Genomic DNA, 21210 nt, shown 5'->3' on the forward strand with positions numbered 1-21210 from the left:
ACCTTCCAAAAACTTTGTTATTAAAACTCTATGTATCAGAATCTCTTAACCTCTCTTGAAAATAAAATTCTTACAATCACAATTAATCGCGAAAGCAAACTAAACGCGTTAAATAAAGACACCTTAAACGAATTGCACCTGGCGTTTTCAGCTGCTTTTAAAAACAGTAAAGTAAGCGGAATTATCTTAACCGGAGCAGGAACCAGAGCGTTTGTTGCCGGTGCAGATATTAAAGAATTAAGTGACCTGGATGAAGTAGGAGGCTTAAATCTTGCAACCGAGAGTCAATCAAAAGTTTTTAATTTGATTGAACAGGGCCAGAAGCCAGTAATAGCAGCAATCAACGGATTTGCATTGGGAGGCGGCCTAGAACTGGCTATGGCGTGTCATATCCGAATTGCATCCGAAAGCGCAAAACTTGGATTGCCCGAGGTTTCCTTAGGGCTTATTCCAGGCTATGGCGGAACGCAACGTTTACCGCGATTAGTAGGGAAAGCAAAAGCGCTCGAACTAATTTTAACCGGAGACATGATCGAAGCGGAAATAGCCTATAAGTTCGGTCTGGTGAATCATGTGGTTCCAGCCGAGTACGTGATTAATACAGCCACCGTGCTGCTTCAGAAAATCTTAAGCCGGTCTCCTCTTGCTGTTGCAGCGGCTATCAGAGCAGTTAATGCAGGCTATAATCAAAATGGATTTAACACCGAAATCCAGGAATTTGCAAATTGCTTTGGAACAAAGGATTTTAAAGAAGGCACTTCGGCTTTCACTGAAAAAAGAGCCGCCAAGTTCTGATTCTTTGTATCTTAATTAAATATTGAATCACTGGCATAGTTGTAGAATTTTTTTCCCAATAAAAAAAATTAACGTTACATTTATCAAAAAAAGGCATTAAAATGAAAAGAATTTTAATCGTTGATGATGAGATCAATATAGGTTTGTTATTATCAAAGTTCTTGATTCGTAATGGCTTTGAAGTATCTACGGCAACAAGTGGGAGCGTGGCTATGGAGCTATTAGCAAAGACCCCTTTCAACCTTGTTTTATGCGATTTCAGGCTGGAAGACACCGATGGCCGGGAGATGCTTCGAAAAATAAAGGCCGCCTATCCGGCCACCGGAGTTATTATCATTACCGGCTACTCAGATATTAAATTAGCGGTAGAGTTAATTAAAATGGGAGCGTACGATTATATCACCAAGCCTCTTTATCCTGATGAGATTTTAAACACTATTAACAAAGCACTGGAAACCCAGGAGGTACTTTCTAAAAGCTTTCCTGAGACACAATCAGAAATCGCCGTAAAGAAAGAAAAAGCTATACCAGGTGATTTACCCGATGAGTTCATATCCGGTGATAGCCTTGCCTCTAAAGAATTACTTAGACAAATTGAGATAATTGCACCTACCAACTATAGCGTAATTCTAACAGGAGAAAGCGGCACAGGAAAAGAATCTGCAGCGAAAGCCATTCATATGAAGAGTAATCGGCGGGATAAGCCATTCATCGCAATGGATTGCGGATCACTGACTAAAGAACTTGCCGGAAGCGAATTTTTCGGCCATGAAAAAGGCTCTTTTACAGGTGCATTATATACAAAAATCGGCCACTTTGAAATGGCTAACGGCGGCACCCTTCTTTTAGATGAAGTTGGAAATCTTTCGTATGATATACAGGCAGCATTACTGAGAACTGTCCAGGAAAGAAAGGTTAAACGTATAGGCAGCACCAAAGAAATAGATCTTGACGTGAGAATCATTGCAGCAACCAATGAAAACCTTGCTGATGCAATACAAAAGGGACGATTCAGAGAGGATTTATATCACCGTTTTAATGAGTTCAGCATTCACATTCCGCCTCTGAGAAATCGGGATAAAGACATTTTATTATTTGCGCAGAGCTTTTTAGATATGGCAAATAAAGAATTAAACCGGAATGTAGAAGGCTTTTCTGAGGAAGTTATTGATTGCATCCTGACCTATAACTGGCCGGGTAACGTACGGGAGCTAAAAAATGTAATCCGTCGTGCAACACTGCTTACAGAGGCAAATCCTATCCAGCTTAAAGCCCTTCCATTAGAAATTTCAACTTTTGCCAAGGTATCAGCAATCGAAACAGCTGTCGGAACCTTTCAGGCAAAAGAAAATAACAGGGATCTTAAAAATGCGGCTCACGAAGCAGAATATGAAACCATTATAAAGGTTTTGAAAGAAGTGAACTTTAATAAAACTAAAGCTGCAAAAATTCTTAACATCGACCGGAAGACCTTATATAATAAAATGAAGGCAATAAACCTTGAATAATAAAAGGTATCGTGATAAGCCGTTTGCTTTTAGACAGAAATTTTAAAAACAGATTCAATTTACCGCCACAATTTATCTGGTTGGTTCTATGCATTTGCATAATTCCTGCGTTTTTCGTGATTCATCAACTAAACGTTGAAAACACAGAAGAAACTTTTGCCGCAGGCGCCTGGTCTGCTCAATATCTCCTTTATAACATCTGGCTAATTTTTGGGATATCAGCAGCCATAATAACCTGTGCTCTATCATATGTAGATTTTGTTGTAAAAAAAGACATTTCTACGCCAATAGTTGGCGGCGTATTCATTTGCGTTGCCATGTATGAAATAATCTTCCTTCTTTCGGATAATAATTTCACGAGAATTTCATCTAATGCGGCCGGAGACACCTATTTCAGCTGGTTTGTAAGCCGTTTGCTGCACTCAATACTCTTAACGTGCAGCATCTGGTATTTTATTTCCATCGAAAAAAAAAATATCCGAAGCCTGGACCAGAAAAAAAAGTCTCTGTCAGCCCTGCTGGTAATTTTTATGCTTATTTTATCGGCAGCTATAGCATTTACTTATTACTACCAACGAGCCGGCATACTGGATTATCCCGAAAGTTTCATTACCCACCCATATGAATTTGTTGTTCTGGCTATCTACCTGATTCAGGCTTTTTGGTTTCTTCCTCGTTTCCTTATAAGATTTCCTTCACTTTTTACAAGGATGATGGTCTTGAGTATAATTCCTGCAGCGTTTGCTCAACTGTTTATGGCTATCTATCATCAGCCATATGATAGTTATTTTAATGCCGCTTACTTTTTACGTTTTATAAATTATCTGATACCTCTACTGGGCATTAGTATGAATTATATTGACACCAGCAGAAAGGAAAAAAACATAATAAGCAGATTAGATAATGAGATTCGGGAACGTATTCAAATTCAAAAAGATCTCGAACGCAGGGAAGAATTATTAGCCAACGCCGAAAAGATTGCTCATTTGGGAAGTTGGGAATTCGATACCCTAACAGGTTCAGTAAAATGGAGCGACGAAGCATACAATATCTTCGGGTACGACCCTGACACAGTCTCACCCTCTTTACAACTCCAGGAGCAATTGATCTCCCCGCAGTATCGTGAAATGGTGAAACGCGAATTATCATCGGCTATCAGGAATAACAGCTCATATTCTATTGAATACCAAATTCAAAATGAAAACGGTGAATTAAAATATGTATTAGCCCAGGGTAATTATGTAGCTCAGGAAAAAAAACTAATAAGTACACTGCTTGATATAACCAGTCTTCATGAGGCATCTCTTAAACTAACTCAAAGCGAAGCATTATTACGCGAAGCAGAAGCTATTTCTCATAACGGAAGCTGGGAATGGTTTATAGATAGCAATGATTTTTTCTGGTCAGATGAGTTATTCAGAATACATGGGCTGCTTCCCAACCATAATAAAATTGGTTTGGAATATTATAAATCCATCATCCATCCGGAGGATACGTCTGATTTCTTTGAAACATTAAATCATTCTAAACTAACCCATGAATCCTTTTCGGTGGGATACCGTATTATCAGACCAAATGGAGAAATCCGGCACTTACTGCTAACGGGTAAATACAAGGGTGCAAACTTAGAAAATTCTTATCAGGTTGTTGGTAATACTCAAGACATTACGGAATTAAAGAACACATCCTTACAACTCGATAAAAGCGAAAGTATTTACAGAACAATTGCAAAAAATGTTCCGGACAGCGCTGTATTTTTATTTGACAAAAAGATGGAGTTGTTGCTTTTGGAGGGGCCAGCCATTTTAAATATAGACAAAGAAAATATTCTGTCTAAAGGTGCAAGTTTAGAGAGCATGTTTAAAAATGACTATCCACGTGCTCTGGAATGCTATAAATTGGCCCTTGATGGAAAGGATTGCCGTTATGATAAAATACTGAACGGCAAAACTTTTAAAATTACTTACAATCCTGTTTACAGCACATTTTCCAAGGAAATCTTCGGAGTAATGATAGTGATGCATGACATTACTGACATTAAAAAGGCACAGCAAAACCTGGAGATCAAGGTTACAGAGTTAAACCGATCAAACAGCGAGCTGGAACAATTCGCTTATGTGGCTTCACACGACTTACAGGAACCTTTAAGAAAAATACGCGCTTTTGGAGACAGGCTTCAACATAAATTCAGCAAGCAGTTACCGGCAGATGGCATAGACTATATCAACCGGATGCAAAATGCATCTGAACGAATGCAGATTTTAATAGAAGATCTGCTAACCTTTTCGAGGTTAAGTACGTTTAACGAAGAGTTTAAAAAGATTAACCTTTACCACACCTTAAATGGTGTTATTTCGGATTTGGAAATTCCTATTGAAAAGAAAAAAGCAAGGATAGAAATTACAGGTGAACAGACGATCAAAGCTATTCCTTCTCAGATCCGTCAGTTATTTCAAAATTTAATAAGCAATTCCTTAAAATTTACAAAAGAGAATTCTATACCGGAAATTAAAATAATTATTGAGCAAGTTAAAGGAGAAAATTTTTCGTTGGAAGCATTGCCGCTTAATCCTGAAAAGGATTATTGTAAAATTCAATTGAGCGATAATGGCATTGGCTTCAGTAATGAATATGCCGGTAAAATCTTTACCTTATTTCAGCGTTTGCATACCAGAAATGAGTATGAAGGTACCGGAATAGGTTTAGCGGTATGCAAAAAGATAGTGGGGAACCATGCGGGGCACATAGAAGCTAAGGGATCGGAAGGAAAAGGTGCCGAGTTCAATATTTTTTTACCACTTGATATTGATAAATGAGGAAGAAAAAGCTTATCCTGATAGCAGAGGACGATGCAGATGATCGATTAATGATTAATGAGGCATTTATGGAAAATAATATGCCTGCAGGAATTGTATTTTTTGAAAATGGAGCAGAGCTTCTGGATTATCTGTACAGCTTTGATGACAGTTTTGAAAGGATCCTTCCCGACTTGATCTTATTGGATTTAAATATGCCCAAAATGGATGGGAAAACAGTTCTCTCAAAACTTAAACTGCACAATGCATATAAGGAAATCCCGGTAATTATTTTAACCACGTCCAGGTCAAGAGAAGAGGAGGCGCATGTACTTAATATGGGAGCTTCGGGTTTTTTCACGAAACCATCTTCATTTACAGAATTAGTAAATATTACAGCATCAATTGCTTCTAAATGGATATCAACAAATTAAGTCTATGATTAAAATACTTTTGATAGACGATGATGAAGATGATTTTATCCTTACAAAGGATTTATTAAATGAGCATCCAAATAGCCAAAACTATACTTTAACCTGGTGCAACAACTATTCTGAAGCATTAGATGCCATGCTTAAGGGGACTTTTGATATCTACCTGTTAGACTATCAATTAGGAATAAGCTCAGGACTTGATCTTTTAAGTGAAGCGGTAAAAGCTAACTGCACAGAACCCATAATCCTTCTTACCGGTAAAGGCGATTCGAGAATAGATTTTGAAGCAATGCAACTTGGCGCTGCTGATTATCTCGTGAAAGGCACTCTGACTAAAGAAACACTTGAACGCAGCATCCGGTATGCAATTGCACGTAACAACACCACACAGCGATTAAATAGCAGCGAAAATAAATTCCACATACTTTTTTCGCGTTCGAATGACCCCATACTTATTACGAATGCGAGTGGTCAGGTTATTGACGCCAATCCGGCAGCTCTTAGCTTCTTTGAAGCCAGTTTGAAAGAACTGCTCCAGGTTAATACTGCAACTTTATATAAGAACAGACAGGATAAAACAGCCTACATTTCTGCAATGAATGCCAATGGCTCAATTTCTGACTTACATCTGGAAATTGAAACACCAAATGGAAAGACAAAATCCTGCAGAATTTCCTCTTTCTTACAACTATCGCAGAATGCAGGTGAGGGATTTAGTACATTCATTTACACGATCCTCCATTTGGAAAAACCCTCAGGTTCTTAAAATTCATTTTTTGTTCTGCAGGCTTCATGAATGAGAAGGAACTTAAGAGCATTTAAATGTTTTTAGAGTTCATAACTTTTTCTGTAAATTCCTGTTAAAGCATTTAGCATTAACAAGATTATAACATATGCTTAAACACACGCACCATCACCATGGCATTCTTTAATTACAAGCAACGTAATAATATCGTTTTAATAATACTTATTATACTTGGTTGCGGCATTTTATACTCACTCCGATACATAGCGGGCACATTATTAAGTACAGTGGTTATGTACACTATTTTCAGACCGGTATATCTTCGGATCATCGAAAAATATAAGTTAAAAAAAGCGGCTGCGAGTATCATAATTATCAGCAGTTCTTTTCTAATAATCGTTCTCCCGATCATTACCCTTTGTTTAATGGTGATGAATAAAATTAACGAGTTCCGGCAGGATCCACTCCGGGTTAAGTATATTGTATCAAGGCTCGATGCATTCTTTTTTAAAACATTTAATCAACCAGACCTGGTAGAAAACACCATGGATAAGGCAGGTGAATATGCAAGCGCCCTGTTCCCGTCTATTTTAGGAGGTGCAGCATCACTGCTCCTTGGTATATCTGTAATGTATTTCCTGTTATACTTTATGTTCAGGCATTATCAGAAATTTGAAGCCGGCTTGATACGATACTCGCCTTTCAGAGAGCAAAACGCCTTTAAATTCGCAGATGAATTAAAAAACACGACCTACTCAAATGTCTTAGGACAGGGTCTTATCGCTGTAGTTCAGGGAGCCCTGGTAACTTTGGGCTTTTTTATATTTGGAATTCCTGACGCACTTTTCTGGGGGGTAATATCTACTTTCTTATCCTTTTTGCCTCTTGTTGGAGCTGCACTTGTTTTTCTGCCCGCCGGTATATTAGAACTTGCAAACGGAAACGATACTGCAGGCTGGGGAATTTTAATATGGGGCTTCGTACTTGTGACGAATATTGATAACGTCATCCGATTCCTGATAGCTAAAAGAGTTGGAAATATTCATCCAATAATAACTATAATTGGGGTAGTTGTTGGAATACCTGCTTTTGGTATAATGGGATTAGTCTACGGCCCCTTATTATTATCCTACTTTATATTAACAGTAAGAATTTATGAAACCAGTAAATTGGCAACCGAGCGCCTTGAACAAATCCGTGCGGCAGAAGAAGAATAAATTTATTGAAACAGTTTCTGTTCTTCTTTTGTATTAATACAATCGAAATAAGAATAAAAAACACCTTAAAATAATCCTTTAAACCATGAATGACAATACAAAAGTTTTAGCCGCAGTATTAGCTGGATTAGCTGCCGGGGCAGCATTAGGAATTCTTTTCGCACCGGAAAGAGGTTCGGATACCAGAGATAAATTAAATGATGCCTTAAAAAACCTTGGCGATTCTATAAAAGATCGTGCAGCAGAAGAAATTGACAACCTCGCTAACTTTAAAGAAAGCGTTGTTGATAAAATCAAGACTCAATTTAGTAAAGAGGATTTTGATTCGCCCGCTCAGGGAAAATCTTCGGTTACTGATCAACTTTAATCCAGAGGTCCTGGAGAAATCCAGGATCTAATTACATGAATATTATGCCAGAAACTCAAACTAAAGAACAAAAAGTAACTCCGGATTTACTTACCTTAATAAAGGAGTATATATCAACCCGGGTTGAACTTACCAGATTAACCGTAATAGAACGACTCACAGTTGTAACAGCAAACTTAATTACTGATTCTTTCGTATTAATTATGGGGGTTCTTACCTTCCTGTTCGCATCTGTAACACTCGCACTCTATTTAGGCGAAGAGTTTGGTTCGTATGCGCTGGGCTTTGGCATAGTAGCCCTAATTTATTTTGCGCTTGCCCTTATAATGTATTTTATAAAAGATAAGCTGGTCGAAAAATACCTGCATGATTTTATGGTGAAGCGGATATTTAATAAAAAGAAATAATGGAAAAGTCATTTAGCAGTCTGGCAGAATTACGTGCTGAAATTGACTTTCTGAAAGTCAAACAGTTTAAGGATGAGGAAGCTATAAAAGAAAAATTTAACAGCCCAGCGGCAATTTTCAGCAGCATAGCCGGTCTGTTTAAAACTGATACCGGCAGAAAGTCTTTTATGCAGGATTTAGTGCAGCAGGATTTTATTACCAATCTTTCCAGGGTTATTTTACCTATTTTTTTAAACGGGGTATTGTTTAAGAAATCGGGTTTCATAACAAAAACACTCATCACTTTCTTATCGCAGAAAGCGGCGAAACAAGTAAACTCAGATAAAATATCGGGCCTTGTGGATAAGCTTAAAGGTATATTTCAACGTACCAATGGAAGTTTACGGAAATCTCCGGCAGTAAGAGATTACGGCATTCCTCCAGATAGTGAAACCTATTAAAAACGCGGGTTTTTAACCGGCTTTTTTAATAGGTTCCTGCGATAGGAAATCTTCATAAGCTAATTCAATACCTTGCTGAAGCTGCACTTTATGCTTCCAGCCGGCAGCATGAAGTTTAGATACGTCCATTAATTTTCTCGGAGTTCCGTCTGGCTTAGAGGAATCAAATTCTAATTCACCCTCGAATCCAATAATTCTCTTAATTAAAAGAGCCAGATCTTTTATACTAATATCTTCCCCTGTACCAATGTTAACGAGACTTGGTTCGTTATAAGTTTCCATCAGGTAAAAGCAGGCGTCGGCCAAATCATCAGCAAATAAAAACTCTCTGAAAGGACTTCCTGTTCCCCAAATCACTACCTTATCTCTTCCCTCAAGTTTAGCTTCGTGAAATTTACGTATCAATGCAGGCAAAACATGTGAATTTTCAGGATGGTAATTATCATTATAGCCATATAAGTTTGTAGGCATTACAGATATAAAGTTACAGCCGTATTGCGCACGATATGCATCACACATCTTAATGCCAGCAATTTTAGCAATTGCATATGGCTCATTAGTTTCTTCAAGTAAACCTGTAAGTAAATACTCTTCTTTAAGGGGTTGAGGAGCAAGTTTTGGATAAATACAACTTGAGCCTAAGAACATCAGTTTTTTAACTCCGTTCAGGTATGAATTATGAATGATATTATTCTGAATCATCAAATTTTCATACAAGAAATCAGCACGGTAAGTATTGTTTGCAACAATACCCCCAACTTTCGCAGCCGCCAGGAACACATAGTCTGGTTTTTCTGACTCAAAAAACTCATTAACGTCCTGCTGATTCCGTAAATCCAGCTCTTTGGAGCCGCGGGTTATAATATTAGTAAACCCTTCTTGATCAAGTTTTCTATGTATTGCAGAGCCCACCATTCCACGGTGACCGGCGATGTAAATTTTAGCGTTTTTTTCCACGTAAGTTTTGCTGTTGCTGCAAAGATAAAACTTTATTTTTGCGACGTATTGTAATTATGGGTAAAGATAAATTAAGAAGGTTTGCTGAAATTGCCACCTTTGCCAATGTTAAACAACTTGATGAAGGAAAGGTTCTAAAGGGAACATGGTCTCCTTCGCAATTTCACAATAATAATCCTGTTATATTAGAATTAGCATGCGGAAAAGGTGAATATACTGTAAATCTTGCTAAATTATTTCCTGAAAAGAATTTTATAGGAATAGATTATAAAGGCAATAGAATATGGCGGGGAGCCAAAACTGCGATAGAGGAAAATATCAATAACGTTGCTTTTTTGCGAATTCAAATAGAAAATTTACTTGATTATTTCGCTGAAGGTGAAATTTCAGAGATCTGGATCACTTTTCCTGACCCTCAACCGCAGGATAGTCGCGAAAAGAAGCGTTTGACTTTTCCTAAATTTCTTGAAAAATATAAATCTATTCTGGTTCAGAACGGCGTCGTTCATTTAAAAACAGATAATGATCAGCTTCATGCTTATACTTTCGACAAGATTAACGAACTGGGTTTAAAACTCAAGGTTAACACCGAAGATTTGTATAATTCAGATTTAGTTAACGATGTTCTTTCGATAAAAACATATTACGAAAAAAAGTATCTTGCTAAGGATAAGAACATAAACTATGTTCAATTCTCTTTTGATTAATGGACAAGGACACATTCTTTGATCGGGTATACGAAGTTGCAAGGCTTATTCCTTTAGGACGAGTGACTTCTTACGGTGCCATTGCTGAATATCTCGGCACTAAAGGATCCTCAAGAATGGTCGGATATGCTATGAATGCTTCTTCGACAGCAAAACCACCTGTTCCGGCACATCGGGTGGTGAACAGGTTTGGAATGTTAAGTGGAAAGAGTCACTTCCCCTCGCCCGGTTTAATGGAGGAAATGTTAAAAAGTGAAGGGATTGAAGTGGAAGACGATATAATTAAAGACTTTGGAAATTTGTTTTGGGATCCCAATAAGGAATTAACACTATAAAAATGGCTGAAACTGTCAACATAACGCGTTGTTCGTGGTGCGGCACCGACCCGCTTTACGTAAAATATCATGATGAAGAATGGGGAAAAGAGGTTCATGACGATAAAGTGTTATTCGAATTCCTGATTCTTGAATCAGCGCAAGCCGGATTAAGCTGGATAACCATATTGAAGAGAAGGGAAGGATATCGTAAAGCTTTCGCTGATTTTGATGTCGAAAAGGTTGCAAAATTTGATGAAAAAGATGTTGAACGATTGATGCAGGATTCCGGCATTATTCGCAACAAACTAAAGGTGCTTGCTGCCATAAGCAATGCAAAGCATTTCATTGAAATTCAGAAAGAATTCGGATCCTTCGACAAATACATGTATTCGTTTCTTCCAGAGGGGAAATCAATAAAAAACAACCTTGCCAGTATTAAAAACATTCTGCCAAAAACTGAAATTTCGGACGCGATTTCAAAAGATATGAAAAAACGCGGATTTAAATTTTTTGGCACAACAATTTGCTACGCGCACATGCAGGCGACCGGCATGGTGAATGACCATGTAATGGATTGTTCTTTTCGTTAGGGAAACAATATCTTACTACCTTTGAAACTGAGGATTCCATAGGGATATCACATTAATCAGTGCAATCACAACAATTAAAATGCAAAAAAAACTCTTCCTTCTTGATGGAATGGCTCTGATGTACCGGGCACATTTCGCATTAAGTAAAAATCCCCGGTTTACATCAAATGGTATAAACACCTCTGCAGTGATGGGTTTTACCAATACATTACTGGAAGTTTTAAAAAAAGAGAAGCCCACCCATATGGCGGTGGTTTTTGATACAGACGCTCCTACAGAACGACATACAGATTTTGCAGAATATAAAGCGCACAGACAAGCGATGCCCGAAGATTTATCAGCGGCTATGCCTTACGTTGTGAAACTGATTGAAGGATTTAACATCCCGGTGATTACTTCTGACGGTTACGAAGCAGATGATATTATAGGCACTCTCGCAAAAAAAGCAGAACAGGCCGGCTTTACAGTTTATTGCATGACCCCGGATAAGGATTTTGCACAGCTTGTATCGGAAAACATTTTCATATACAAGCCCTCCCGAATGGGGAATGACATGGAAATCCTTGGCGTACCAGAAGTACTGGCTAAATGGGAAATTGAAAGGGTAGAACAGGTAATTGATATTTTAGGTTTATGGGGTGATGCGGTAGATAATATCCCGGGAATTCCGGGAATAGGAGAAAAAACATCCAAACTTCTTATTAAGCAATATGGCTCGATTGAAAACATCATAGCTAATAGCCATGAGCTGAAAGGCAAGATGAAAGAAAATGTGGAGGCTTTTGCTGAGCAGGGTTTAATCTCAAAGAAACTAGCTACCATAATGCTAAATGCGCCTGTTGAGCTGGATGTGGAATCATTGCAAATAAATTCGCCGAGTCGTGAAAAGCTTGAACCACTATTTGTAGAGCTCGAATTTCGTACTATTGGAAAAAGAGTTTTTGGAGAAGAGTTTACAGTAACAGAATTTCGCCAGGTTAGCCAGGGTCAACAATTTGATTTGTTTGGAGCATCCCAGCCAGAAAAAATTGTTATAAAAACTGAAACAGTAATAGAGCCCGCACCTGCATCTAAAAATATTCATAACACACCCCACGAATATCATTTGGCCGACACTGTTGAAAAACGTGCGGAACTTATTTCTCTATTACAAGGGCAGAAATCCTTTTGTTTTGATACAGAAACTACATGTCTCGACGCTAACAATTGCGAATTGGTTGGATTATCGTTTTCTGTTAAACCCGGTTCAGGCTGGTATGTCCCAATTTGTGAGGATCAGTCAGAGGCCTGCGGAATTGTGTCAGAGTTCAAGGAATTGTTTGAAAATCCTTCGATTAAAAAGGTAGGACAAAATCTGAAGTACGATATCCTGGTTCTGAATTGGTATAATATAAATGTGCAGGGCGAATTATTTGATACGATGCTTGCTCATTATTTAATTGATCCGGATACACGCCACAATATGGATATCCTGTCAGAAAATTACCTGGGATATGTGCCCGTTTCCATTACCTCCTTAATTGGAACTAAAGGTAAAAATCAAGGGACCATGCGGGATGTGGACATTGAAAAGGTCAAAGAATACGCTGCAGAAGATGCTGACATCACGCTTCAGTTGGCAGAGGTTTTTGAACCGCTTTTAGAAAAAGTTAGCGCCGAAAAACTAGCTGGAGATATTGAAAACCCACTGGTGTATGTACTGGCAGCAATGGAACGCGAAGGGGTGAAAATTGATCAGCAGGCTTTAGGCGAATATTCTGTGCAGATTGAAGCCGATGTTAAAGTTCTGGAAAAAACCATTTATGAAAAAGCCGGTGTTCGGTTTAACATCGCCTCCCCTAAACAACTGGGCGAGGTTCTGTTTGAAAAATTACAGCTTGACCCTAAAGCGAAAAAAACAAAGACAGGTCAGTATCAGACCGGTGAAGACATTCTTACAGCTCTCGCCAATAAAAGCGACATAGTAAAAGACATCCTTGATTTTCGTCAGTTGCAAAAACTTAAATCGACTTATGTTGATGCATTACCCTTACTGATTAATCCCAAGACACAACGCGTCCATACATCCTACAATCAGGCTGTAGCTGCAACCGGCCGCTTAAGCTCAAACAATCCTAATCTTCAGAATATCCCCATCAAAACCGAACGTGGACGCGAGGTTAGAAGGGCGTTTATTCCGAGGAATGATGAGTTTTTAATAATGTCTGCAGATTATTCGCAGATAGAACTTCGTTTAATCGCCGAAATAAGCAAAGATGAAAACATGATGGATGCATTTATGAATGGCCTGGATATTCATACAGCAACCGCTTCAAAAGTTTATGGTGTTGCCCTGGAAGATGTTGACTCTACCCAGCGGAGGAACGCGAAGGCTGTTAATTTTGGCATTATTTACGGGCAATCCGCTTTTGGTCTCTCCCAAAGTTTGGGAATTCCAAGAAAGGAAGCCGCTGATATTATTGAGGAATATTTCCGTCAATATTCGGGTATTAAACAATACATGAGCGACACGATGAATTTCGCCCGGGAAAATGGCTATGTTCAAACACTAATGGGCCGAAGACGTTATATGCGCGATATCAATTCTGCCAATGCAACTGTTAGAGGTTTCGCAGAAAGAAACGCCATAAATGCCCCTATTCAGGGATCTGCGGCAGACATGATAAAAATTGCGATGATTAATATTTACCGCGATATGCAAGAACAAAAAATGATTTCAAGAATGACAATGCAGGTACATGATGAACTTGTTTTTGATGTTCATAATTCCGAAGTAGAAAAAATAAGAGCTATTATTCAGGACAGGATGAAAAATGCTTTTAGAACTACAGTACCAATTTTGGTTGAAATTGGACAAGGAAGCAACTGGCTCGAGGCACATTAATTAAAAAAACAAAAAACCCGTCAAAATTTGACGGGTTTTTTGTTTTACAGAAAAAAAATTCCTTAAATTTCAAAATCCTTTAACCAACTACTAATATGAACGTAATCCACCTAAGTGCAGAATGCTACCCGGTCGCTAAAGTTGGCGGCTTAGGAGACGTGGTAGGAGCTCTGCCGAAATATCAGCAAGCCGCTGGGGTAACCGCTATGGTAGTTATGCCATATTATGACCGAAAATTTGCACAAGAGAATAATTTCGATATAATTTTTGAATCCCGGATTACTATGGGAACCTTTACAGGCCCATTTCAGGTTTTAAGAGAATCTACGGATAAGCTTGGTTTCCCCTTGCATCTTATTAGAATTCCGGAGCTTTTAGACAGACCTGAAATTTATAGCTATCCGGATGAAACCGAACAATTTGTTGCATTTCAGCTGGCATTTTTAGAATGGTTACTAAATTTTGGTGATTTACCGGATGTCATTCATTCGCATGACCATCATGCAGGGCTGATCCCATTTCTATTATATCATTCTCCGCGATACAAAACCCTTGCAAAAATACGCACGGTATTAACTATTCACAACGCACAATACCAGGGATGGATAGGTTGGGAAAAATTAAATCTGTTGCCTGACTTCGAAATCTGGGAAAGCAACTTATTGGAATGGGGAGATTGTATCAATCCGTTAGCTTCTGCTGTAAAATGTTGTTGGAAATATACAACCGTTTCACCCAGTTATTTAGAAGAATTAAGTGTCAATTCGAATGGATTGGAGACTCTTTTTATAGCGGAAAGGTCTAAAGGAGTTGGAATAATTAATGGCATTGACAGCGATGTCTGGAATCCGGAAACGGACCCAATGATATCAGCGAACTACTCTGCAAAAAATGCATCTGCCGGTAAACTGGAGAATAAAAAACTTGTATGCAAGGAGTTTTTCCTGAATGAAAACAAACCTCTTGTTGCTTTTATAGGAAGATTAGTAGGTGAAAAGGGGGCAGATCTTCTTCCTGAAGCCATTACAAAAATTTTAATTAAACATAAAGGCGAAGTAAGCATACTGGTGCTAGGATCGGGAGAACCCGAAATAGAGGAGGCCCTTGCCAGTTTAACTTCAACATTTAAAGAAGATTATAACGTTTTTATAGGTTACCACGAAGGCCTCTCGCACAGAATTTATGCCGGGGCAGACTTTTTAATTATGCCATCTCGTGTTGAACCATGCGGATTAAATCAATTATATTCCTTACGTTACGGAACAATTCCTGTTGTTAGAAGCACGGGCGGTTTAAAAGACACTGTCATAGATGTTTCGGAGGAAAACGGATATGGAATTCGGTTTGAAGATGCAGATGCAGATAGTATTGCCGATGCTGTCGACAGATGTATAGAAATCTATAAAAACACCTCGCAAATGGAATTGTTACATATTAGAATGATGTCACTGAACTATTCGTGGCATCAATCTGCTACACACTATATAAACCTTTACAAAAGCTTAACTCTTTAATATTATGATGTCAAAAGTCCTTGCAATTATACTTGGGGGAGGTTCCGGAACCCGTTTACAACCTCTAACCGCTACCCGCTCTAAACCAGCAGTTCCGATTGCCGGTAAATATCGATTGGTTGATATCCCAATCTCTAACTGTCTGAATTCTGGAATAGACCGTATTTTTGTTCTCACCCAGTTTAACTCTGCTTCGCTAAATAAGCACATTAAAAACACCTATCACTTTAATGTATTTAGTACAGCTTTTGTTGATATACTGGCTGCAGAGCAAACCCCAAGCAATTCAGGATGGTTTCAGGGAACTGCGGATGCGGTGCGACAGTCTTTACATCATATGTCACCCTTTGAATTTGATTATGTTCTTATCTTATCAGGGGATCAGTTATACCAAATTGATTTTAACGATATGATTAAAAGTCATATTGAACGCAATGCGGAAGTTTCTGTGGCAACCATACCCGTTACTGCCAAAGATGTTCCCGGTTTCGGAATTATGAAAATTGATAAAGAAGGAATTATAACTTCTTTCATTGAAAAACCACAAACAGACTTTGATGAGTGGAAATCGGAAGTGGGTCCTGAAATGGAGGCTCAAGGAAGGGTTTATCAGGCCTCAATGGGTATTTACATCTTTAACAGGGATGTTCTTTACGATACTCTAACAAATGATCCGCATACAGATTTTGGTAAGGAAATTATTCCGGAAGCTTTAAGCCGGCACAAAGTTGTGAGTTATCAATACGACGGCTACTGGACCGACATAGGAACTATTCCGTCATTTTTTGAAGCCAACATCGGTTTAACAGATGATATTCCTGAATTCAATTTATTCGACAAAAAGACCATTTTTTCTCGTCCAAGAATGCTTCCACCTTCAAAAGTGCAGGGAACGACTCTCGAAAGATCAGTTATTGCCGACGGATGTATCATTCAGGCCAGTCGTATTGAACGTTCAGTTATTGGCATCCGTACCCGCATAGGGCGGGGAACTACAATTGAATATTGTTATATAATGGGTAGCGATTACTATCAAAGCCTGGATCAATTAGAAGAATCAAAAAAATCACAGACACCAATAATTGGTGTGGGAGAACGGTGCTATATTAAGAATGCCATTCTTGACAAAAATTGCCGCGTTGGTAATGATGTGAGGATAAACGGCGGGCCTCATTTAAAAGATGGAGATTACGGGAAATACACTGTTACTGAAGGGATTGTGGTGGTAAAAAAAGGTGCCTGCATTGAAAATGGCACTGTAATTTAGTATCTAATCTTATTACTTTTAGAAAAAGTTCACCTCCACAGGGTGAACTTTTTTTTAAGCTGTTTTTTTTATTTCAAATTCTCCAACACACTCATTTCTTACATCCAAAATAAAAAGCACGTTCTCGTAGAGCGCTATGTATCCAGGTAATGCGAAGGCCATTAAAGAAAAAAATTAATAAATCGGAGTTCATTATCCCAAAACGCTGAATTGAAACGTTAAAACAAGTGTATTTCATAAAGCAGATATAAAAATGAAACCATCATGAGCATACCAACACCAACAGCAATGAATATACCCGCCTGTTTTCCGGGCAGGCTCATGATCGCTTCATAGCCATTAAAAAGATAATATTCTCTAATGAAAAATATTTTTTTTAACACTCCGGTTAAAGGAAAGGTTATAATAGCTTTTATCATTGCTATAATTGCAATTTTTCTTGCCTGGAATATAAGCAAACTCACTTTCAGAGAATTGATCAATACAGTAGAAAGTATTTCTGCGCCTAATGATAAATTAACACTTGTGAATCATCTCTCAAGAAAAATTATTCACCTGGATCAGCTTCAGAGAACCATGGCGCTGGACAAAAAAACCTACAATGAAATATTCATTAAAGAGTTCGGAGAGTTACGTTTGACCCTCGATACGCTGGAATTTCTATATGAAGATAATGAACAGCAGGTCAAACACATAAACATAATGAAGCGGCTTTTGCTGGAACGCAACAGATTATTTATTGACTATTTAAACAGCAGAGAAAAAATGATCGACAACAAGGTTTTATCTGATCAGATAAGATCACTTGATGGGATGATCAGTAGCCGGTCGGAAAAGGCCGATAGCTCTCAGGTTCTTAAAACAGAAGAAAGGGTTTCTACAACCACAATATTTCCTATAGAAAAAGATTCCAAAGGGTTTTTGGGTAGACTCTTTGGCAGAAAAAAAGAACTCCAGGGTACTGAACAAAAAAAAGTAGTTAACGAAGAATTAAATATTACAATCGATACAATTCGTCTAACTCCAAAGGACAAAACTTTAATGGACGTTAAGCAAGCTATGCTTAACATGAAAAAAAAGCAGCTTCAGCAAAGTAAGAGTTTCATAAGCCATGAAGCCGGGCTTACGCTTACAGCCAATAACTTAACACGCCAAATGCTTGCACTACTCCAATTGGTAGAAGAAGACGTGATGCAACAATCGGCAGCCAATAACCAGAAGGCGAGAAACACCGTTAATGATAGTGTGTACTATATTAATATAATCCTCATATCCTTCCTCTTCTTTACAGCGATTCTTCTCTACTTTATTTTAATCGATATTTCCAGGAGCAACGCCTACCGCAATCAGCTTGAGCTTGCCAAATCTGAAGCTGAGTATCATGGTGCAGCAAAACAACGTTTTTTAGCTAATATGAGTCATGAGATCCGTACACCCCTTCAGGCTATTATTGGCTATAGCGACCTTATGAAAAATGGTCAAACCGAGCCCTATACGGTCGATGCCATCTATCATTCTTCAAGGCATTTATTACAAATTGTAAATGAAGTTCTTGATTATAGCAGAATTACCTCAGGAAAATTTACGCTGAATGTTTCTACGTTTAATTTAACCGAATTGCTTAAGGAAGTGGTTTCGGTAATGGGCCTGTCCATTAAGGAAAAATCACTTGAGTTTGTAACGAACCTGGACTTATCTGATGAAGAATATGTAAGCGGAGATTCTTTCCGACTTAAGCAAATCCTTTATAATCTGCTGGGTAATGCTATAAAATTTACAGATCAGGGCACTATTACGCTAAATGCATCGTGTAAACATTATAATGGCAATGTACATATCATGTTAAGCATACAAGATACTGGTGCAGGCATTGCGGAACTGGATTTAAAACGTGTATTCAACGAGTTTGAGCAGGGAAGTACGACTAAGAATGATAAAATCCCCTCCGGATCCGGGCTGGGATTGAGCATTGTTAAGGAAATTGTTGAGGCGCAGGGCGGGAGGATTCATGTTAAAAGCGAAGTTGGAAAAGGGACCTGTTTTACATTAAACATGAGATTCGCAGTCGCTAAGCAACCTGATATTACAAATCTAGACAGGGAAGAAAAACCATCTGACTTTAGAGGAAAGGTATGGGTGGTTGATGACGATGCTTTTATTTTGCAGCTCTGTTCGACGATTTTAGAAAATCACTCCATAAAGCATGTTTGTTTCAATAACCCTCAAAATGCATTAAACACACCCTTGGACACAGATGTTACCTGCATTTTACTTGACATTTGCATGCCTGGAATGAAGGGAACCGAACTTTGTAAATTGCTAAGAAAGACAATCCCTGCAGATGTTAAAATCTTTGCCCTAACGGCCCAGGCGCTTCCCGAGGAAAGGAGCACCCTGTTGAGCCAGGGGTTTGATGGTTTATTAATGAAGCCATTTGATCAGGAAGAGATAATTAGGTTAATACGCCAGGAAAATTCTCAACCAGAAATATTGAGAGACCTTCCCGATTTTAATTTATTAAGAAAAATGACATTTGGTGATGAGGGGCAACTTCAAAAAATAATGGAGCGCTTTGTTGAAGATTCCGAAAGCGATATTAACCTGCTTGAGGCAGCATTAAAGAGGAATAACAGGGATGAAATAACCTTGTTACTTCATCGAATTGCCGGGAGAACAGCGCAAATCGGAACAAAAAACCTCGCTTTAAATTTCAGACGATTAGAATTGAATTGGGGGTCGACCAATGATATACTCAAGGACCAAATGAAAGAAGACATAAAAAACCTTCAGCTAATGCTTGTCAATATTATGGAAGAGTATCAGCTACCCCAGTCAATCTACTAGACCAGAATTATTATTCGATATTATACTTTTCGATTTTGCTGTAAAGTGTCTTCCGATCAATATTAAGCAGCTTGGCAGCCATAGATTTATTATACTTCACCTTTTTTAGTGTATCGGAAATGAGCGCCTTTTCATTGGCTTCGTTTATCGCTTTTAGATCTGCTCCATGAGCCTTTGGCATCTCACTAATGGAAAATATCATCTCATCAGGCAAAGTTTCTATGCCTGCTTCACCAGTTTTACTTAACAGAACCATTCGCTTAATAACATTCTTAAGCTCTCTCAGATTGCCGGGCCAGTCATAACGCTTAAAAATGGTATAAACTTCTGCTGACAAATTATTTACATTGCGGCCAAGATCACGATTGGCCATAGTGATAAAATGCTGAACAAATATGTCAAAATCGTTTCCACGTTCTCTCAAAGGAGGAAGCTGTATTTTAAACTCATTCAGCCGATGATAAAGATCTTCCCGGAATTTGCCCTGACTAACACTTTTTAATAAATCGTCATTCGTTGCCGCAATAATACGTACATCTACAGTGACTAACTTATTGCTTCCCAAAGGCTGTATGACCCTTTCCTGCAAGGCCCTAAGGAGATTTACCTGAACTTCATAATCCAGATTCCCAATTTCATCAAGAAAAATAGTTCCGCCATCAGCGGCCTCAAACTTGCCTTTTTTATCTGCTAAAGCACCTGTGTATGCACCTTTAAGATGACCAAACAACTCACTTACTGCAAGTTCTTTGGATAATACACCACAATCGAGGGCTATAAAAGGATTGTTACTTCTTTTACTTTTAAGATGGATTGCCCGGGCAAAATATTCTTTACCTGTACCGCTTTCTCCCTGTATGATTACAGACATATCTGTAGGTGCCACAAGGTCAATATATTCACCAAGCTTTTCAGCACTTTCGCTACTGCCACTTATAAAATTCAAAGAATCCGCCTGTTCGTTAGCACCTATATCCTTTGTATTAAGAGCCTGACCTATAGCCATTAATAATTCGTCGGGATTAACAGGTTTTGTAATATAGTCGAAGGCTCCGCAACGAATCGCGTTGACTGCGGTTCGAACATCGTTAAAACTGGTCATGATAATGACCGGAATCTCGCTGTCTTTTTGCCTGCTGTAGGCCATCACATCCAAACCATTCCCATCAGGTAAGCGGTAATCCAGCAACAAAAGATCGTATTGAGATTGATTGAGGGCTTTTATCCCGCTTTTCACATCGGACCGAACATCTACAGAAAAGCCGCTCTTTATCAGAAAACCTTCTAACAGCTGCGAAAAAGTAAGGTCGTCTTCAATAACCAGGATTTTTGCCATAATTAATAGGTTTCCCTGGGGGCAAAAATACAAAAGCCGGAACAAATCCGGCTTTTATAAGGGTCATTTTAATTGTAATGAAGGGT

Annotated in this window: 18 protein-coding genes; 16 read left to right on the forward strand and 2 right to left on the reverse strand. The window is 38.5% G+C overall.

Translation table 11 applies throughout. The annotated features are described in order from the left end of the window. Positions 1 to 30: 30 nt before the first annotated feature. The 9 genes from WG906_RS11545 (at position 31) to WG906_RS11585 (ending at position 8708) form a co-directional block, all read left to right on the forward strand. Positions 31 to 795: an enoyl-CoA hydratase/isomerase family protein gene (locus tag WG906_RS11545; protein WP_339992774.1), complete on the forward strand. Its 765-nt coding sequence runs from the start codon at positions 31 to 33 to the stop codon at positions 793 to 795. Positions 796 to 896: 101 nt separating this feature from the next. Then, positions 897 to 2303 carry a sigma-54-dependent transcriptional regulator gene (locus tag WG906_RS11550; RefSeq protein WP_339992775.1) on the forward strand — a complete coding sequence of 469 codons (1407 nt, stop codon included), beginning with the start codon at positions 897 to 899 and terminating at the stop codon, positions 2301 to 2303. A 116-nt stretch (positions 2304 to 2419) separates the two neighbouring features. After that, positions 2420 to 5119: a PAS domain-containing protein gene (locus WG906_RS11555; RefSeq protein WP_339992776.1), complete on the forward strand. Its 2700-nt coding sequence runs from the start codon at positions 2420 to 2422 to the stop codon at positions 5117 to 5119. Beyond that, positions 5116 to 5532, forward strand: coding sequence for a response regulator (locus WG906_RS11560; RefSeq protein WP_339992777.1), 417 nt, complete (start codon positions 5116 to 5118; stop codon positions 5530 to 5532). Before WG906_RS11555 ends, WG906_RS11560 begins: the two co-directional genes overlap by 4 nt. A 4-nt stretch (positions 5533 to 5536) precedes the next feature. After that, positions 5537 to 6298 (forward strand): response regulator, encoded by a 762-nt coding sequence (locus WG906_RS11565; protein WP_339992778.1) that lies wholly within the window; start codon positions 5537 to 5539, stop codon positions 6296 to 6298. Between the two features lie 152 nt (positions 6299 to 6450). Next, positions 6451 to 7494: an AI-2E family transporter gene (locus WG906_RS11570; protein ID WP_339992779.1), complete on the forward strand. Its 1044-nt coding sequence runs from the start codon at positions 6451 to 6453 to the stop codon at positions 7492 to 7494. A gap of 85 nt (positions 7495 to 7579) precedes the next feature. Next, entirely contained in the window at positions 7580 to 7861 is a 282-nt protein-coding gene (locus tag WG906_RS11575) for a YtxH domain-containing protein (protein WP_339992780.1), read from the forward strand. A 44-nt stretch (positions 7862 to 7905) separates the two neighbouring features. Continuing rightward, positions 7906 to 8268, forward strand: a complete 363-nt coding sequence (locus WG906_RS11580; protein ID WP_339992781.1) for a phage holin family protein — start codon at positions 7906 to 7908, stop codon at positions 8266 to 8268. Next, entirely contained in the window at positions 8268 to 8708 is a 441-nt protein-coding gene (locus WG906_RS11585; RefSeq protein ID WP_339992782.1) for a hypothetical protein, read from the forward strand. Before WG906_RS11580 ends, WG906_RS11585 begins: the two co-directional genes overlap by 1 nt. A gap of 12 nt (positions 8709 to 8720) precedes the next feature. On the opposite strand, the gene fcl is transcribed toward WG906_RS11585, so the two are convergent. Beyond that, positions 8721 to 9665, reverse strand: coding sequence for a GDP-L-fucose synthase (gene fcl / locus WG906_RS11590; RefSeq protein WP_339992783.1), 945 nt, complete (start codon positions 9663 to 9665; stop codon positions 8721 to 8723). A gap of 56 nt (positions 9666 to 9721) precedes the next feature. On the opposite strand from fcl, the gene trmB reads away from it, so the two are divergent. From trmB to WG906_RS11625, 7 genes are all read left to right on the forward strand, one after another. Continuing rightward, entirely contained in the window at positions 9722 to 10372 is a 651-nt protein-coding gene (gene trmB, locus WG906_RS11595; protein WP_339992924.1) for a tRNA (guanosine(46)-N7)-methyltransferase TrmB, read from the forward strand. Continuing rightward, positions 10372 to 10707 carry an MGMT family protein gene (locus WG906_RS11600; protein ID WP_339992784.1) on the forward strand — a complete coding sequence of 112 codons (336 nt, stop codon included), beginning with the start codon at positions 10372 to 10374 and terminating at the stop codon, positions 10705 to 10707. The genes trmB and WG906_RS11600 overlap by 1 nt, the downstream gene beginning before the upstream one ends. Before the next feature lie 2 nt (positions 10708 to 10709). After that, the gene (locus WG906_RS11605; RefSeq protein ID WP_339992785.1) at positions 10710 to 11279 is read left to right on the forward strand and encodes a DNA-3-methyladenine glycosylase I; all 570 of its coding nucleotides are present in this window, start codon (positions 10710 to 10712) and stop codon (positions 11277 to 11279) included. A gap of 79 nt (positions 11280 to 11358) precedes the next feature. Then, the gene (gene polA, locus WG906_RS11610) at positions 11359 to 14163 is read left to right on the forward strand and encodes a DNA polymerase I (protein WP_339992786.1); all 2805 of its coding nucleotides are present in this window, start codon (positions 11359 to 11361) and stop codon (positions 14161 to 14163) included. Between the two features lie 95 nt (positions 14164 to 14258). Beyond that, entirely contained in the window at positions 14259 to 15677 is a 1419-nt protein-coding gene (locus WG906_RS11615) for a glycogen synthase (RefSeq protein ID WP_339992787.1), read from the forward strand. Between the two features lie 4 nt (positions 15678 to 15681). Continuing rightward, positions 15682 to 16944 (forward strand): glucose-1-phosphate adenylyltransferase, encoded by a 1263-nt coding sequence (locus tag WG906_RS11620; protein WP_339992788.1) that lies wholly within the window; start codon positions 15682 to 15684, stop codon positions 16942 to 16944. A 360-nt stretch (positions 16945 to 17304) separates the two neighbouring features. Then, positions 17305 to 19788 carry a hybrid sensor histidine kinase/response regulator gene (locus WG906_RS11625; RefSeq protein ID WP_339992789.1) on the forward strand — a complete coding sequence of 828 codons (2484 nt, stop codon included), beginning with the start codon at positions 17305 to 17307 and terminating at the stop codon, positions 19786 to 19788. 10 nt (positions 19789 to 19798) lie between these two features. On the opposite strand, the gene WG906_RS11630 is transcribed toward WG906_RS11625, so the two are convergent. Further along, positions 19799 to 21124 (reverse strand): sigma-54-dependent transcriptional regulator, encoded by a 1326-nt coding sequence (locus WG906_RS11630; RefSeq protein ID WP_339992790.1) that lies wholly within the window; start codon positions 21122 to 21124, stop codon positions 19799 to 19801. Positions 21125 to 21210 lie beyond the last annotated feature (86 nt).

Origin of the sequence: Pedobacter superstes, from assembly GCF_037622515.1 — a bacterium.
Taxonomy (GTDB): domain Bacteria; phylum Bacteroidota; class Bacteroidia; order Sphingobacteriales; family Sphingobacteriaceae; genus Paradesertivirga; species Paradesertivirga superstes.

Excerpts from the sequence above, each read along its gene's own strand:
- WG906_RS11630 (WP_339992790.1), bottom strand. The coding sequence starts at position 21,124 with ATGGCAAAAATCCTGGTTATTGAAGACGACCTTACTTTTTCGCAGCTG.
- WG906_RS11550 (WP_339992775.1), top strand. The coding sequence starts at position 897 with ATGAAAAGAATTTTAATCGTTGATGATGAGATCAATATAGGTTTGTTA.
- WG906_RS11560 (WP_339992777.1), top strand. The coding sequence starts at position 5,116 with ATGAGGAAGAAAAAGCTTATCCTGATAGCAGAGGACGATGCAGATGAT.
- WG906_RS11575 (WP_339992780.1), top strand. The coding sequence starts at position 7,580 with ATGAATGACAATACAAAAGTTTTAGCCGCAGTATTAGCTGGATTAGCT.
- WG906_RS11600 (WP_339992784.1), top strand. The coding sequence starts at position 10,372 with ATGGACAAGGACACATTCTTTGATCGGGTATACGAAGTTGCAAGGCTT.
- WG906_RS11580 (WP_339992781.1), top strand. The coding sequence starts at position 7,906 with ATGCCAGAAACTCAAACTAAAGAACAAAAAGTAACTCCGGATTTACTT.
- WG906_RS11615 (WP_339992787.1), top strand. The coding sequence starts at position 14,259 with ATGAACGTAATCCACCTAAGTGCAGAATGCTACCCGGTCGCTAAAGTT.
- WG906_RS11545 (WP_339992774.1), top strand. The coding sequence starts at position 31 with ATGTATCAGAATCTCTTAACCTCTCTTGAAAATAAAATTCTTACAATC.
- WG906_RS11585 (WP_339992782.1), top strand. The coding sequence starts at position 8,268 with ATGGAAAAGTCATTTAGCAGTCTGGCAGAATTACGTGCTGAAATTGAC.
- WG906_RS11620 (WP_339992788.1), top strand. The coding sequence starts at position 15,682 with ATGATGTCAAAAGTCCTTGCAATTATACTTGGGGGAGGTTCCGGAACC.
- WG906_RS11625 (WP_339992789.1), top strand. The coding sequence starts at position 17,305 with ATGAAAAATATTTTTTTTAACACTCCGGTTAAAGGAAAGGTTATAATA.
- WG906_RS11570 (WP_339992779.1), top strand. The coding sequence starts at position 6,451 with ATGGCATTCTTTAATTACAAGCAACGTAATAATATCGTTTTAATAATA.
- WG906_RS11565 (WP_339992778.1), top strand. The coding sequence starts at position 5,537 with ATGATTAAAATACTTTTGATAGACGATGATGAAGATGATTTTATCCTT.
- polA (WP_339992786.1), top strand. The coding sequence starts at position 11,359 with ATGCAAAAAAAACTCTTCCTTCTTGATGGAATGGCTCTGATGTACCGG.
- WG906_RS11605 (WP_339992785.1), top strand. The coding sequence starts at position 10,710 with ATGGCTGAAACTGTCAACATAACGCGTTGTTCGTGGTGCGGCACCGAC.
- trmB (WP_339992924.1), top strand. The coding sequence starts at position 9,722 with ATGGGTAAAGATAAATTAAGAAGGTTTGCTGAAATTGCCACCTTTGCC.